The organism is Reyranella sp. CPCC 100927 (assembly GCF_007859315.1).
Lineage (GTDB): Bacteria > Pseudomonadota > Alphaproteobacteria > Reyranellales > Reyranellaceae > Vineibacter.
The window spans coordinates 40,464-55,580 of record NZ_VOHA01000009.1; the positions used below are offsets into that span (position 1 = coordinate 40,464).

The following is a 15,117-nucleotide window of genomic DNA, read 5'->3' on the forward strand; positions in this document are numbered from 1 at the left end:
AGACCTAGTACCGCGGCATGTCGGAATCAACCAGCCGGGCCCACGCGTCGATGCCGCCGGCGAGGTTCACGGCGTTGTCGAAGCCGTTGCGCTGCAGGAATGCCGTCACAGTGGCGCTGCGCACACCATGGTGGCAGAGGACGACCAGCGGCTGGTCCTGTGGCAGTGTCTCCAGCTGTCCCGGGATCTGCTGCATGGGGATGCACAGGCTCCCCGTGATGACGCAGATCGCCACTTCCGGCGGCTCGCGCACGTCGAGGACGACGTGCGGCGTGCCGTCATGGCGCAGTCGTGCCAGGGTGGCGACATCGATCTCCGACATCACGGGCCGCTCGGCTGAGGTTGGGGTGCGTCCGCGTCAGGTGGTGGCGGCGGTGCATCGTCGGATGCTGCAGCCTTCGGCGGCCGTTTGGCGAACAGGCCGCGCACCACGACGTAGAAGACCGGAGTGAAGACGAGGCCAAAGAACGTCACGCCCAGCATGCCGAAGAACACCGCGGTGCCTAGCGACTGACGCATCTCGGCGCCGGCACCCGTGGCGATCGCCAGCGGCACGACGCCGAGGATGAAGGCGAAGGACGTCATCAGGATCGGCCGCAACCGGGTGCGGGCGGCCTCGACGGCGGCCGTGAAGCGGTCCTGTCCCTCGGCTTCAGCCTGGCGTGCGAACTCGACGATGAGAATGGCGTTCTTAGCCGCCAGGCCCACCAGCACGACAAAGCCGACCTGAACCAGGATGTTGACGTCCATGCCGCGCAGGAGAATGCCGCTAACGGCCGCCAACAGGCACATTGGTACGATCAGGATCACCGCCAGCGGCAAGGACCAGCTTTCGTACTGCGCTGCCAGCAGCAGAAAGACGAAGACCGCGGCGGCCACGAAAACCAGCAGGCCGGAATTGCCCGCGAGCTTTTCCTGCAGGGCGAGTTCGGTCCACTCGAAGCTGAAACCGTCGGGCAGTTCACTGGCGGCCAGGCGCTCCATGGTTGCCAGTGACTGGCCGGTCGAGCGGCCAGGCGCCGCAGTGCCCTGCAACTCGGCGGCGGGATAAAGATTGTAGCGCGGCACCCGGTAGGCACCGGTCAAATCGCGGAACGTGGCGACGGCGCCGATCGGCACCATCTCACCGGCGTCGTTGCGCGTCTTGAGGTTGGCGATGGCGTGCAGATCCTGGCGGAACTGGCCATCGGCCTGGGCCGTAACGCGATAGGTGCGGCCCAACAGATTGAACTCGTTGACGAAAGATGAGCCGACATAGATCTCCAGGGTCTCGAATACACGGCTGGCCGGTACGCCCAGGATCTCGGATTGGACTCGGTCGATATCTGCGTAGATCTTGGGTGTCCGCGTGTTGAAGAGCGAGAACAGCCCCGCCACGTCGCCCGACTGCGCAGCCGCCTGGCTGAGGGCCTGCACCGCCGCGGCCAGCGCCTCCGGTCCGCGGCCGCGCTGATCCTGGACCATCATCTTGAAACCGCCGGCGTTGCCGATGCCGCGCACCGACGGCGGTTTGATGACGATGATGAACGCCTCCTGGAAGGCGCCCAGCCGCCGCTGCAACTCGGCCATGATCTGATCTTGGGTGATGCCGGTCTTGGCTCGTTCCTCGAAGCTCTTCTCCACCACGAAGATCGCGCCGGCATTGGAGGCGTTGGTGAAGGTGGCACCGTCGAAGCCGGCGAAGGCGGCCAGCGACTCCACCCCGGGGATCTGCATGATCTCCTTGGCGGCGCGGCGCACCACCTCGTCGGTGCGGCCCAGCGACGCGCCCGGCGGCAGCTGGAACACAGTGATCAGGTAGCCCTGGTCCTGTTGCGGGATGAACCCGGTCGGTGCCCGCCCGAACTGCCAACCCGTCAGACCCAGCAGACCGACATAGACGGCGAGCACAACCGCGGTGAGCCGGACCAGCCGCGCCGTCGTGCGGCCGTAGAATGATGCGAGGCGATCGAAGCCGCGGTTGAACCAGTCGAAGAAGGCGATGAACGGCCGCGTCAGGGGTGACGGCGTCGCATGGGCCTGGTGCGGCTTGAACAGGATGGCGCACAGCGCCGGGCTCAGGGTCAACGAAACAAAGCACGAGATCAGAGTGGCGGCCGCGATGGTAACGGCGAACTGGCGGAAGAACTGGCCGGAGATGCCGGGGATGAAGGCGGCCGGGATGAACACCGCCGACAGCACGATGGCGATGGCGATCAGCGCGCCCCCGACCTCGTCCATGGTTTCGTGCGCCGCGTCGCGCGGGCTCATGCCGTTGCGCAGGTTGCGCTCGACGTTCTCGACCACGACGATGGCGTCGTCGACCACGATGCCGATCGCCAGCACCAGGCCGAACAGTGACAGGTTGTTGAGCGAGAAGCCCATCGCCGCCATCACCGCGAAGGTGCCGATCAGCGAGATCGGGATGGCGATGATCGGGATCAGCGAGGCGCGCCAGGTCTGCAGGAACAGGATCACCACCAGCACGACCAGCACCACGGCCTCGAAGATGGTGTGCACCACGGCGTCGACCGATTGCTGGATGAACTCGGTCGGGTTGTACTTGATGTCGTAATGGAGGCCGGGCGGGAACGACTTCGCGAGCCGCTCCATCGTCGCCTTCAGGCGGCCGGCGGTCTCGAGCGCGTTGGAGCCGGGGCGCTGGAAGACCAGGAGCGGCAGAGCCTCGCGCTGCTCCAGGTAGCCGTTGGTCGTGTAGTCCTGGGCGCCCAGCTCAACCCGCCCGATGTCGCGCACACGGGTCACGCGGCCATCGGGATCGTTGCGCACGATGATGTTCTCGAACTGCCGCGGATCCTGCAGACGGCCCAGCGCCTCGATGTTGAATTGGAACGCCGAAGGCCGCGGTATGGGCGGCTGGTTCAGCACGCCGGCCGAGACCTGCACGTTCTGGGCCCGCAACGCCGCTACCACTTCGCTCGCCGTCAGGCCGCGCGCGGCGATGCGATCGGGGTCGAGCCAGATCCGCATGGCGTAGTCGCGGGCGCTGAACACGCGCACGTCGCCGACGCCGTCGAGGCGGGCTAGCACGTCCTTGATCTGCAGGGTGGCGTAGTTCGAGATGTAGAGCAGATCGCGGCTGGCATCGGGCGAGCTGAGATGGATCACCATCATCAGGTCGGGCGAGCTCTTGCGCACCGTCACGCCGATGCGGCGCACCTCCTCGGGCAGGCGCGGCTCGGCGATGGCGACGCGGTTCTGCACCAGCACCTGCGCGGTGTCGAGGTTGGTGCCCAGCGTGAAAGTGATCTGGATCACGAGCTGGCCATCGCCGGTCGCCTGGCTCGAGACATAGAGCATGTTCTCGACGCCGTTGATCTCCTGCTCGATCGGTGTTGCCACCGTGTCGCTGATCACCTGGGCGGAGGCGCCGGGGTAGGAGGTGCGCACCTCGATCGTCGGCGGGGCGATATCGGGGAACTGCGCGACCGGCAGCGTGAAATACGCCGCACCACCGATGATGGTGATGAGGACGGAGAGAACGGTAGCGAAGATCGGATGGTCGATGAAAAAGTGCGTGAACCGCATGACGTCATCCCGGCCGACGTTCGCCGGCACCTTTGATTTCGCCCGGCTGCGTCGTGACCTTGGCGCCGGGGCGTGCCCTTATCAGGCCGTTGATGATCACGCGATCCTCGGGCGTGAGGCCGGAGCGGATGATGCGCAGGCCGTCGTAGATCGGACCCTGGCGCACCATCTTCGGCGACACCACGCCTTCGGCGTTCACCGTCATGACGATCTTCTGGGACTGGTCGGTCAGGATGGCGCTGTCGGGAATCAGGAGCGCCTTGTAGGGCTCGGAGCCCGGCAGGCGAATGCGGCCGAACTGTCCCGGTGTCAGGAAGCCATCGGCATTCGGAAAGACGGCGCGGGCACGGATGGTGCCGGCGCTGCGGTTCACCTGGTTGTCGATGAAGTTCAACTTGCCTTCGCGTGGCCAGTCGGGCTCATCGCGCAGGCGGGCGAAGACGGGGATGGAATCGCGGGTCGATTGCAGTTTGCCGGACTGCACCGCGCGCTGATAGGCGATGAAGTCGCCTTCGCTCATGTCGAACACGAAATAGATCGGATCGATCGACACGATGGTGGTGAGCAGCGTGTTGCCGCTGCCCGAGCCGCCGCTGACCAGATTGCCGTCGCTGACCTCGCGGCGGCCGATGCGGCCGCTGACCGGCGCCAGGATGCGGCTGAATTCGAGGTCCAGCTCGGCGGTGCGTACGGCTGCCTTGGCGATCTCGACCGCCGCGGTGGCCACGCGCTGCTCCTGCTGGCGTTCGTCGTAGGTGCTGGCGGCGACGAAATCGCGCCCGCGCAGTTCCGCGGCACGCGCCAGCTGCCGGGTCGCCAGGTCGACACGCGCTTCGGCCTGGGCGAGTTGGGCACGCGTCGAGGCCAGGGTCGCTTCGAAGGGGCGTGGATCGATGACGAAGAGCAGGTCGCCCTTCTTCACGATCTGTCCTTCCTCAAAATGATGCGACTGCAGATAGCCGCTGACCCGCGAGCGCAATTCGACCTGTTCGACAGCCGCAAATTGGCCGGTGAATTCGTCGTATTCGACGACCTCGCGCTGCAGGGGGACTGCCACCGTGACGGCCGGCGGCGTTTGCGGTGCCTGGGCGCCCGCGCTGCCGGGAAGCATCGCTCCCAGCAGCAGGCCTAGCGCGCCGAATGTGGATCGCCATGCGGTACGGCGTGGCTGTGGGGAAACCCTTGGGTCGCGTCGCGCCATCAAGGTTGCCTCGCTATCTGCCCAAAAGATCATCGGGGCACGGCGCAATGCGACAGCGGCGTTACGACAGGCATCGACGTCAGGCTTCGCGGCATACCACCTCCATTTGCGGCAAGCAACAAACCGGGGTGGGGCATCTGGCGGCCATGGCGGGCCTCGGTCATGTCGTCGTTCCTTGGATCGTGCCGGACGCAGGTAAGTTGCGTCCATGCGCCGTTCAATAGGTGGCTGCATGAGCAGTGGTAATGGGCTTGTCGGCTGTCCTTATCGCCCAGGCGACGTCGGCGAGATAGGCATCGACCACCGGCTCATGGGTCAGGTTCAACATCAGGTGAATGCCCATCGGCTCGGTCAGGTAGCCGACCAGCCAGCCTTTACTGGCCAGTCGCTCACCGATCGCCCGGATGTCGTGGGTCTCGGAGCCGTAGGCGAGGATGCCCAGTTCGGGGCGGCCCCAGATCGTGAGTCCCAGTTTGCGCAAGCCTTCTTCGTGGGCGCGCCGGGTGGCCAGGATGCGCTCGGTGACGCGCAGATATCCCGCTTCGCCGAGATAGTTCATCACGGCCCAGGCGGCGGCGATCGCACCGCCGGGGCGGGTGCCGACCAACGTGTTGGTGAGGTAGCGGCCGCGCGGCCAGTTGTCGAAGTCGTAGGCCATGAAACCGAAGGCGTCGGCGTCGCGGAAGAACAGGGTCGAGGCGCCCTTGGCCGTGTAGCCGTACTTGTGCAGGTCGGCCGAGATCGAGGTGACGCCTGACACGGCGAAATCGAAGTCGGCGATCGGCGCGCCGAGCTTCTTGGCGAACGGCGCGATGTAACCGCCGACGCAGGCATCGACGTGCATCCACAGGTTCTTCTCGGTCGCCAGCGCGGCGAGCGCTGCAATCGGATCGACGACGCCATGCGGATAGGCCGGCGCCGAGCCCACGACCATCACGGTCTGCGGCGTGACGGCGCCACGCATGGCCTCGACGTCAGCGGTGAAGTCGGCCCCGACCGGCACGCGCACGGTGTGCAGACCCAGGAAGTGCGCCGCTTTGTCGAAAGCGGGGTGGGCGGTGCGCGCCAGCAGGATCTCCGGCGTGCCGGTGACGGGCCTGGCCTGGCGGGCCCAGTCGCGCGCGGCCTTCACCGCCAGGAAGATGCTTTCCGTGCCGCCGGTGGTCATCGCGCCGCGGCCGGCATTGCCGCCGTTCAGGAGGCTGAGCCCCATGCCGACGACCTCGCTTTCGAACTTGGCCAGGCTGTGGAAGGCGCGCAGGCCCAGGCCGTTCTCCGAGAAGAACATCTGGTAGGCCTTTTTCGCCACCTCCAGGACGTCGTCGCCGGCGTAGTGGATGTAGACGGCGGCGCGACCGTTCACCCAGTCGACATCCTTCGCCTTGGCGGCCTGCATCTGCTGTTCGAGTTCCGCCCAGCCCACACCCTGTTCCGGCAACCGATGCATGGTCGATCTTCCTTTTCACACCAGTGACGGCCAATGCCGCGACAAAGTCATCATCTGCGCGTCCCCTGCGCAGGGCATGCGGGGATGGACCGGCCGGTCCGTCCGTACTGTGCCATAGAGGGCGAGATCGGGGACATCACCTTGAAACCCATACGATTTGTAGGCCTAGTTCCCAGCCGCCCGATCCTGGCTGGTCCAAATCCCAGTGCCGCCGCAGGGCGATTCTCGGCTATGAAGAACCAAAGGTCGGGCCTCGACGCGGTCGAGGGGAGGGGCGGTCGAAACGCTTTGCACTCATGATCAAAAAGCTTGTTCGCCCCCTGGTCCTGGTCACCGTCCTGGTGGTCGCCGCCGGCGCGGTGGCCATCGCGGTCATGCCGCGTTCGCAACAGCAATCCCAGCGTCCGACCGGGCGGCCAGGCGGTGACAGGCCGGTGCCGGTGCTGGCGGCGGCTGCCAGCGTCGCCGACGTGCCGGTGTACCTGGACGGCGTCGGGACAACCAAGGCGCTCAATACAGTCACCGTCCGGCCCCAGGTCGAGGGCAAGCTGATCAAGGTGCTCTTCAAGGAGGGTCAGGACGTCCAGCGCGGCTATGTGCTGGCCGAGATCGACCCGACCACCTACCAGGCCCAGCTCGACCAGGCGGTTGCTCTGAAGGCCCAGCATCAGGCCCAGCTCGCCAATGCCAGGATGGACGTCGAACGGTATGGGCAGCTGGCAAAACTGAACGCCGGCTCGCAACAGCAGGCCGACGCGGCGCGTGCCCAGGTGGCGCAGCTGGAAGCGCAGATCAAATCGGACGACGGGGCGATCGACAACGCCCGCGCCATCCTGGCCTACACCAAGATCGTGGCGCCCATCGACGGCCGCACCGGCATCCGCCAGGTCGACGAAGGCAACATCGTGCGCGCCTCCGACACGACCGGTATCGTCGTGATCACACAGATCAAGCCGATCTCGGTGTTGTTCAGCCTGCCGCAGCAGGTCCTGGGCCAAGTCAACAAGGCGTTCGGCCAAGGTGCCTTGACCGTCGAGGCACTGGGTGCCGACGGCCGCACGGTCATCGACCGCGGCATCCTGCAGGTGGTCGACAACCAGGTCGACCAGACGACCGGCACGGTTCGCCTCAAGGCCGAATTTCCCAACCCCGACCTGCAGCTGTGGCCGGGCCAGTTCGTTGCCGTCCGCCTCCTGGTCTCGACCCTGAAGCAGGTGGTGGTCGTGCCCACGGCCGCCGTGCAGCGGGGTCCCAACGGCACGTTCGCGTTCGTCATTCAGCAAGACAGCACCATCGCGCAACGGCCGGTGAACGTATCGCAGCAGGATGAAGCCCGGGCCGTCGTCACGAGCGGCCTGCAGCCCGGCGAGCAGGTTGTGACCAGCGGCTTCTCACGGCTGACCACCGGCGCGCGCGTATCCGTCTCGCAATCCAACGATGATGCCGCGCGACCGGTCGAACCGCGCCGACCCGGCATCGGACAGTCCGAGGGTGGCGACGGACGCCGGCGCTCCGGCGGTAGCGGTGGCGCCAAGCCATGAGCGTCTCGGCGCCGTTCATTCGACGGCCCATCGCCACATCGCTGCTGGGCATTGCCATCATGCTGGGCGGTGCCCTGGGGTACTGGTGGCTGCCGGTGTCGGCGCTGCCACAGGTCGATTTCCCGACGATCCAGGTGACGACCCAGCTGCCGGGTGCCAATCCCGACACCATGGCAGCCCTGGTGACGGCGCCATTGGAACGCCAGTTCGGGCAGATCTCCTCGCTCACGATGATGACGTCGTCGAGTTCCTACGGCGTCAGCCAGATTACGCTGCAGTTCGACCTCGGGCGTGACATCGACGCGGCGGCTCAGGATGTGCAGGCCGCCATCAATGCCGCCGGCTCGACACTGCCCCGCAACCTGCCGTATCCGCCCACCTACCAGAAGGTGAACCCGGCCGATGCGCCGATCATCACCCTGGCGCTGACGTCCGAGACGCTGCCGTTGCGCCAGCTCAGCGACATGGCCGACACCTTGCTGGCGCAGCGCCTGAGTGAAATCACCGGTGTCGGTAACGTGTCGATCCAGGGCGGCGTGCGGCCGGCGGTCCGCATCCAGGCCGACCTGACGCGCCTGGCCGGCTACGGCCTGGGCATGGAGGATCTGCGCGCGGCCATCACCGGCGCCAATGTCGCCGGCCCGAAGGGCGCGCTCGACGGCGCCCATCAGTCCTATACCATCGCCGCCAACGACCAGATCGCGGCGGCGCAGGCCTACCGTTCGGTGATCGTTGCCTATCGCAACGGGGCGCCGGTGATGCTGTCGGACGTTGCCGACGTCATCGATGGCCTGGAGAACAGCAAGGTCGCCGGCTGGTATCAGGGCACGCCGGCTGTCGTGATCGCCATCCAGCGCCAGCCCGGCGCCAACGTCATCGCCACCATCCAGGGTATCCTGCACGAGCTGCCGCGCATGGAGCGGGCCATGCCGGCCGGCATCCGGCTCGCCGTCGTGCAGGACCGCACGCACACCATCCGCGCCTCGGTGCACGATGTGCAGTTCACACTGATGCTGAGCGTCGGGCTGGTCGTGCTGGTGGTCTTCATTTTCCTGCGCACCGTGCGTGCCACCATCATCGCCGGCGTCACCCTGCCGCTGTCGCTGGTCGCGACGTTCGGCGTGATGTGGTTTTGCGGCTTCAGTCTCGACAATCTGTCCCTGATGGCGCTGACGATCGGCACCGGCTTCGTCGTCGATGATGCCATCGTGATGATCGAGAACATCGTGCGCCACCGGGAGGATGGCAAATCGCCGTTCGACGCTGCGCTGCGCGGTGCGCGTGAGATCGGCTTCACGGTGATTTCGCTCACCGTGTCGCTGATAGCGGTCTTCATTCCGTTGCTGTTCATGACCGGCATCGTGGGACGCATGTTCCGCGAGTTCGCATTGACACTGACCATCGCCGTGGTGGTCTCTGCCATCGTCTCGCTCACCCTGACGCCAATGATGTGCAGCCGCCTGTTGTCGGCCGGGCATGGCGTGGCGTCGCAACAGGCTCCCGGGGCGATCGGGCGCTGGATCGAGCGCGTCGTCGATTTCTATCATCGCAGCCTGATGTGGGTGTTGCGACACAGCGCGCTCACGCTGCTGGTGACTTTGGCCACGCTGGTGGCGACCGTCTGGCTTTATCTCGTGGTGCCCAAGGGCTTCCTGCCGCAGCAGGACACCGGCCTGATCACGGCGGTGGTCGAGGGCGGCTCGCACGTGTCGTTCACCGAAATGCAGCGTCTGCAGGCGACGGTCGAGGAAGTTGTCCGCAAGGATCCGGACGTCACCGGCGTCGTGTCGGTGGTGGGTGTGAGCCCGGTCAACCCGGCGCCCAATGCCGGCTCGCTGACCATCGCCCTGAAGCCGCGCAATGAACGGCGGGCGGTGGCCAGCGAGATCGTCGAGCGCCTGCAGCGGGTGGTCGCCGCGATTCCGGGTGTCACGGTGTATTTCCAGCCGGCTCAGGACATCCAGATCAGCACCCGATCGAGCCGGGCGCAGTTCCAGTATACGCTGGTGGGTACCAACCGCAGCGACGTCACCACGTGGTCGCAGCGGCTGGCCGAACGGTTGCGCGCGGCACCGATCCTGCGTGACGTCGCGCTGGAGGCGCAGGACGGCGGCTTGCGCGCGTTCGTCCAGGTCGACCGCGAGATGGCCGGCCGCCTGGGCGTGTCGATGCAGGCCATCGGCGACACGCTGTATGACGCGTTCGGCCAGCGCCAGATCTCGACCATCTACGGCCAGGCCAACCAGTACCGCGTGATCCTCGAAGCCATGCCGCGCTTCCAGCAGGATCCCACGGCGCTGGCCAGCCTGTACGTCACCTCGTCGGCCGGAACCCAGGTGCCGCTGGGTGCCTTCGCACGCGTTGAGCGCATCACGGCGCCGCTGGTGATCAGCCACCAGGAGCAGTTCCCTTCGGTGACGATCAGCTTCAATCTGGCACCCGATGCCTCGCTCAGTGAGGCGGTGGCGCTGCTGACGGCGGCCGGGCGCGAGGTCGGGCTGCCGGAGACGGTGACCGGCAGCTATTCCGGCGACGCGGCGGAGTTCGCCAAATCGCTGGCCGGCGAGCCCTGGCTGATCCTCGCCGCGCTGGTGACGATCTATATCGTGCTGGGCTTCCTGTACGAGAGCTTCATCCATCCGTTCACCATCCTCACGACGCTGCCGTCGGCCGGTGTCGGCGCGCTGCTGGCGCTGATCGTGTGCGGGCAGGACCTGTCGATCATCGCCCTGATCGGCATCGTGCTGCTGATGGGCATCGTGAAGAAGAACGCGATCATGATGATCGACTTCGCACTGGAAGCCGAGCGCAAGGAACGGATGTCGCCGCACGACGCCATCGTGCAGGCCTGCCTGCTGCGCTTCCGGCCGATCATGATGACGACCCTGGCCGCCCTGTTCGGCGCTCTGCCCATGGTGTTCGAAAACGGCACCGGCTCGGAGCTGCGCTTTCCGCTGGGCATCACCATCGTCGGCGGCCTGCTGCTGAGTCAGGTCCTGACGCTCTACACGACGCCCGTCGTCTACCTGGCGATGGAGTCGCTGCGGGTCCGCCTGGGCGGCCGCCCGCCGATGGTGGCGCCGGTGCGCCAGAGCGCGGAGTAGGGCCGTGGGACGGTCTCCATCACCTACCTTCCCCCGCTCGCGGGGGAAGGTGCCCGTTTCGGTACTTCGACGCTTTGCGTCGAAGTACCTGAGGCGGATGGGGGGCGTTTCCCCGCACTCGGTCGTTGGGAAGCAACCCCCATCCGGCGCTGCGCGCCACCTTCCCCCGCGAGCGGGGGAAGGTATCAAGTCATGAACATCTCCGGGCCGTTCATCCGCCGGCCGGTCGGCACGACGCTGCTGGCGATCGGACTGATGCTGATCGGCATCGTCGCCTACCGGTTCCTGCCGGTCGCCAGCCTGCCGACCATCGACCTGCCGGCCATCCGGGTGTTCGCCTCGCAGCCCGGCGCCGACCCCATGGTGATGGCATCGACGGTGGCGGCGCCATTGGAGCGGCGGCTGGGCAAGATCGCGGGCGTTACCGAAATCACGTCCTACAGCATCCTGGGATCGACCTCGATCACGGTGCTGTTCGACCTCAACCGCAACGTCGACAAGGCGGCGCGTGACGTGCAGGCGGCGCTGAACGCCGCTCTCACCGATCTGCCCAGCACGTTGCCCAATCTGCCCACCTTCCGTAAGTCCAACCCCAATGCGACGCCGATTCTGATCCTGGCGCTGACGTCCGACACACTGTCGCCGAACGCCGTCTTTGATGCCGCCGACTCGGTGATCGTCCAGCGCATTTCCCAGGTCGCCGGTGTCGCCGACGTCACGGTGAGCGGCGCCGATCAGCCCGCCATCCGCGTGCGGCTCGATCCGGGCAAGCTCGCCGCGATGGGATTGGCGGCAGAGGACGTCCGTACCGCCATCGTGAACGCCAACGTCGTCGTCCCGGTCGGCGTCTTCGACGGCCCCGAGCGGGCCGAGACTTTGGGGCTGAACGACCAACTGCGCTCGCCGGCGGCCTACGGCAATATCGTGGTGCGCACCGCCAACGGCGCCATCGTGCGGCTGTCCGATGTCGCCACGATCGAGCAGTCGACGCGCAACAGCCGTTCGGCGGCATGGTTCAACAAGCAGCCGGCGATCCTCCTCAACATCACCAAGCAGGCCGACGCCAATGTCATCGAGACCGTCGATAGCATCCGCGCGCTGCTGCCCGAGCTGCAGCGCTGGGTGCCGGCCGGCATCAAGATCTCGATTCTCTCGGACCGCACCACGACCATCCGCGCCAGCGTCGATGACATGCAGCTCACCCTGGCCGCCGCGGTTGCCCTGGTGATGATGGTCGTCTTCCTGTTCCTGCGCCGCGCCGCGGCGACGATCGCGGCCGGCATCACCGTGCCGCTGTCGCTGGCCGGCACCCTGGCGGCGATGTGGCTGGTCGGCTTTTCGATCGACAACCTGTCGCTGATGGCGCTGGCCGTGTCGGTCGGTTTCGTGGTCGACGACGCCATCGTCATGATCGAGAATGTCTTCCGCAATCTCGAGAAGGGGATGTCGCCGCTGCGCGCGGCGCTGGCGGGCGCCCGACAGATCGGCTTCACGGTCGTGTCGATCAGCGTGTCGCTGGTCGCCGCCTTCATCCCGCTGCTGTTCATGGGCGGCCTTCTGGGTGTGCTGTTCCGCGAGTTCTCCGTCACGTTGATCTTCGCCATTGCCATGTCCGCGCTGGTGTCGCTGTCGGTCACGCCGATGGTCTGCGCCCATTTCGTGCGGGCTGGGCCCAGCAAGACGGCGACCTGGCTGGACCGTGCCGTCGAACGCGTTCTGTCGGCGATGGTCGACGTCTACGCTGGCAGCCTGAAGTTCTTCCTGCGCCACCGCATGATCGCCCTGCTGGTGGTGTTCGGCACGCTGGCATTGACCGTCCAGCTCTACATCAAGACACCCAAAGGCTTCTTCCCGCAGGACGATACCGGCCTGATGTTCGGGTTCACCGAGGCGTCGACCGACGTCTCGTTCGGCACCATGGTCGATCTGCAGCAACGCGTCGTCGATGTCATATCGGCCGATCCCGCCGTCGACGGCGTCGGCTCGTGGCTGGGTGGCTCGGCGTATGGTGCGTCGAACAACCAGGGACGGCTGTACATCAGCCTGAAGCCCTTGGCACAACGCAGCAACCTGCCGGCCGCCCGGGTCGCCGATCGCCTGCGGGGCAGGCTGGAAAGAATCGCCGGTGTCCGGACGTTCATGTTTCCCATCCAGGACTTGCGGGCCGGCGGCCGCAGCTCCAAGTCGCAGTACCAGTTCACCTTGTGGAGCGACGATATCGACGCCCTGTCGCAGTGGGTGCCGCGTGTCGTCGATCGGGTCTCGCAGGTCCCCGGCCTCACCGACGTCACCACGGATCGCCAGGCCGCCGGCCTGCAGGCCAACATCGTGATCGATCGTGCCACGGCCTCGCGCCTGGGTGTGCGCATCCAGGACATCAACAACGCGCTGAACAACGCGTTCGCCCAGCGCCAGGTGTCGACGATCTACACGCAGCGCAACCAATACCGGGTGGTGCTCGAAGTCGGTGCCCAGTTCCAGCGCGACCCCGCCGATCTGGAGCGCGTCTACGTGGCGGCAGCCGGCGGCATCCAGGTGCCGCTGTCGAGCGTGGCGCGGTTCGAGCGCGCGCTGGCGCCGCTGGTGGTCAACCATCAGGGCCAGTATCCCGCCGTCACGATCAGCTACAATCTGGCGGCCGACACCAAGCTGGAGCCGGCGACGGCCGCCATCCAGCAAGCGGTTGCCGAGATGCATTTGCCGTCGGCGATCCGCACCGAGTTCGCGGGCGACATCAAGAATTTCGCGGCCAGCGCCAGCGCGCAGCCGCTGCTTCTCCTGGCGGCCTTGATCGCGGTCTATATCGTGCTGGGCGTACTCTACGAGAGCCTGGCGCATCCCCTGACCATCATCTCGACCTTGCCGTCGGCGGGATTGGGCGCGCTGCTGGCGTTGCAGATAGCCAACGCCGAGCTGACGGTGATCGCCTTGATCGGCATCATCCTGCTGATCGGCATCGTGAAGAAGAACGGCATCATGCTGGTCGACTTCGCGCTCGACGCCGAGCGCCGCCGCGGACTGAGCGCCGAGCAGGCGATCTTCGAGGCCTGCCTGGAACGCTTCCGGCCGATCCTGATGACGACCATGGCCTCGCTGTTGGGCGCGGTGCCGCTGCTCGTCGCCAGCGGTCCGGGTTCGGAGATACGCCGGCCCCTGGGCCTGACGATCATCGGTGGCCTGATCCTGTCGCAGATCCTGACGCTCTACACCACGCCCGTCATCTACCTCTGGCTCGACAAGCTGCACCGCCGCCTGTGGGGCGCCCGCCAGCCACCGATGCGGACGAGAGCGGCGTCGTAGCCGACGCTTTCCCACTACCTGGCAGAGGGCGCATCGAACGTCCGCGCCGTCTGGCGGACCAGGTCGAGGAAGCGGCGCACCGGTGGCGCGGTGTCGTGGCGGCGTAGCGCCAGTCTCAGCGGAGCGCTGGGCGCCGAGCCCTTGAGGCGGCGATAGGCGACGCCGTCCATCTGCATGCGCTGCAGCGAGGCCGGCACGATCGACACGCCGAGGCCGGCGGCGACCAGGTTCAGCGTCGAGACGATCCGCGGCGCCTCCTGGCCGACACGCGGGCTGAAGCCGCTGGCGTGGCAGGCGGCGATGATCGCATCGTAGAGTCCCGGCCCGGTGGGGCGGCGATAGACGATGAAGGTTTCCGCCGCCAGGGTCTTGAGCGCCAGTGCCTCGGTCTTGCTGCCGCGCGCCAGCGCATGGCCCTGCGGCAGCGCCACCAGCATCGGCTCCTCCAGCAGCGGCGTGACGGCGATTCCCTCCGGATTGGCGACCGGTGTGCGGATGAAGGCGGCATCCACCCGCTCGCCGCGCAGGCCCTCGATCAGCTCCGTGGTGCCGCTCTCTTCCAGGGTCAGCGACACCAGCGGATAGCGATCGCGGAAGGCACGGATCACGCGCGGCACGAAGGGGTGGAAGGGCGCCGAACTGGTGAAGCCGACGCAGATCCGGCCCTGCTCGCCGCGCGCCGTGCGTCGGGTGGTGGCCAAGGCGTGATCGATGTGGGCCAGGATGGCGCGTGCATCGGCCAGCAGGGCATGACCCGCCGCCGTGGGTTCGACGCCGCGCGGCTTGCGCCGGAACAGCTGCACGTCCAGTTCGCGCTCCAGCGCGCGGATCTGCTGGCTGAGCGGCGGCTGCTGCATGCCCAGCTTTTCCGCCGCCCGCGTGACATGCCCCTCCTCGGCGACGGCGATGAAATACCGGAGGTGACGCAGTTCCATGTGCCATATCCATTCGATATCGATTTTGCATTAACCATATTATGGATCGACTGCTGTGGGA

General features: G+C 66.7%; 8 protein-coding genes. 3 read left to right on the forward strand and 5 right to left on the reverse strand.

Annotated features, from left to right (window positions below; translation table 11 throughout):
- Positions 1 to 4: 4 nt before the first annotated feature.
- The 4 genes from FQU96_RS23105 to FQU96_RS23120 all read right to left on the reverse strand — a co-directional run bounded on the left by FQU96_RS23105 (position 5) and on the right by FQU96_RS23120 (position 6,176).
- Positions 5 to 322, reverse strand: a complete 318-nt coding sequence (locus FQU96_RS23105) for a rhodanese-like domain-containing protein (protein WP_146543712.1) — start codon at positions 320 to 322, stop codon at positions 5 to 7.
- Positions 322 to 3,528, reverse strand: coding sequence for an efflux RND transporter permease subunit (locus FQU96_RS23110; protein ID WP_146543713.1), 3,207 nt, complete (start codon positions 3,526 to 3,528; stop codon positions 322 to 324). Before FQU96_RS23110 ends, FQU96_RS23105 begins: the two co-directional genes overlap by 1 nt.
- 4 nt (positions 3,529 to 3,532) lie before the next feature.
- Positions 3,533 to 4,639, reverse strand: coding sequence for an efflux RND transporter periplasmic adaptor subunit (locus tag FQU96_RS23115; protein WP_255468448.1), 1,107 nt, complete (start codon positions 4,637 to 4,639; stop codon positions 3,533 to 3,535).
- A 307-nt stretch (positions 4,640 to 4,946) separates the two neighbouring features.
- Positions 4,947 to 6,176, reverse strand: a complete 1,230-nt coding sequence (locus tag FQU96_RS23120) for an aminotransferase class V-fold PLP-dependent enzyme (protein ID WP_146543715.1) — start codon at positions 6,174 to 6,176, stop codon at positions 4,947 to 4,949.
- Between the two features lie 296 nt (positions 6,177 to 6,472).
- On the opposite strand from FQU96_RS23120, the gene FQU96_RS23125 reads away from it, so the two are divergent.
- The 3 genes from FQU96_RS23125 to FQU96_RS23135 all read left to right on the forward strand — a co-directional run bounded on the left by FQU96_RS23125 (position 6,473) and on the right by FQU96_RS23135 (position 14,121).
- On the forward strand, positions 6,473 to 7,717 hold the full coding sequence (locus tag FQU96_RS23125; RefSeq protein WP_146543716.1) for an efflux RND transporter periplasmic adaptor subunit: 1,245 nt from the start codon (positions 6,473 to 6,475) through the stop codon (positions 7,715 to 7,717).
- Positions 7,714 to 10,821: a multidrug efflux RND transporter permease subunit gene (locus tag FQU96_RS23130; RefSeq protein ID WP_146543717.1), complete on the forward strand. Its 3,108-nt coding sequence runs from the start codon at positions 7,714 to 7,716 to the stop codon at positions 10,819 to 10,821. The genes FQU96_RS23125 and FQU96_RS23130 overlap by 4 nt, the downstream gene beginning before the upstream one ends.
- A gap of 192 nt (positions 10,822 to 11,013) precedes the next feature.
- Positions 11,014 to 14,121: an efflux RND transporter permease subunit gene (locus FQU96_RS23135; protein WP_146543718.1), complete on the forward strand. Its 3,108-nt coding sequence runs from the start codon at positions 11,014 to 11,016 to the stop codon at positions 14,119 to 14,121.
- A gap of 14 nt (positions 14,122 to 14,135) precedes the next feature.
- Here the strand turns inward: FQU96_RS23135 and FQU96_RS23140 are convergent, their stop codons facing one another.
- Entirely contained in the window at positions 14,136 to 15,056 is a 921-nt protein-coding gene (locus FQU96_RS23140) for a LysR family transcriptional regulator (RefSeq protein WP_146543719.1), read from the reverse strand.
- Positions 15,057 to 15,117 lie beyond the last annotated feature (61 nt).

What these genes read in the sequence shown, in the direction of transcription:
- FQU96_RS23120 (WP_146543715.1), bottom strand. Translation starts at nt 6,176, where the DNA reads ATGCATCGGTTGCCGGAACAGGGTGTGGGCTGGGCGGAACTCGAACAG.
- FQU96_RS23125 (WP_146543716.1), top strand. Translation starts at nt 6,473, where the DNA reads ATGATCAAAAAGCTTGTTCGCCCCCTGGTCCTGGTCACCGTCCTGGTG.
- FQU96_RS23110 (WP_146543713.1), bottom strand. Translation starts at nt 3,528, where the DNA reads ATGCGGTTCACGCACTTTTTCATCGACCATCCGATCTTCGCTACCGTT.
- FQU96_RS23105 (WP_146543712.1), bottom strand. Translation starts at nt 322, where the DNA reads ATGTCGGAGATCGATGTCGCCACCCTGGCACGACTGCGCCATGACGGC.
- FQU96_RS23130 (WP_146543717.1), top strand. Translation starts at nt 7,714, where the DNA reads ATGAGCGTCTCGGCGCCGTTCATTCGACGGCCCATCGCCACATCGCTG.
- FQU96_RS23135 (WP_146543718.1), top strand. Translation starts at nt 11,014, where the DNA reads ATGAACATCTCCGGGCCGTTCATCCGCCGGCCGGTCGGCACGACGCTG.
- FQU96_RS23140 (WP_146543719.1), bottom strand. Translation starts at nt 15,056, where the DNA reads ATGGAACTGCGTCACCTCCGGTATTTCATCGCCGTCGCCGAGGAGGGG.
- FQU96_RS23115 (WP_255468448.1), bottom strand. Translation starts at nt 4,639, where the DNA reads ATGCTTCCCGGCAGCGCGGGCGCCCAGGCACCGCAAACGCCGCCGGCC.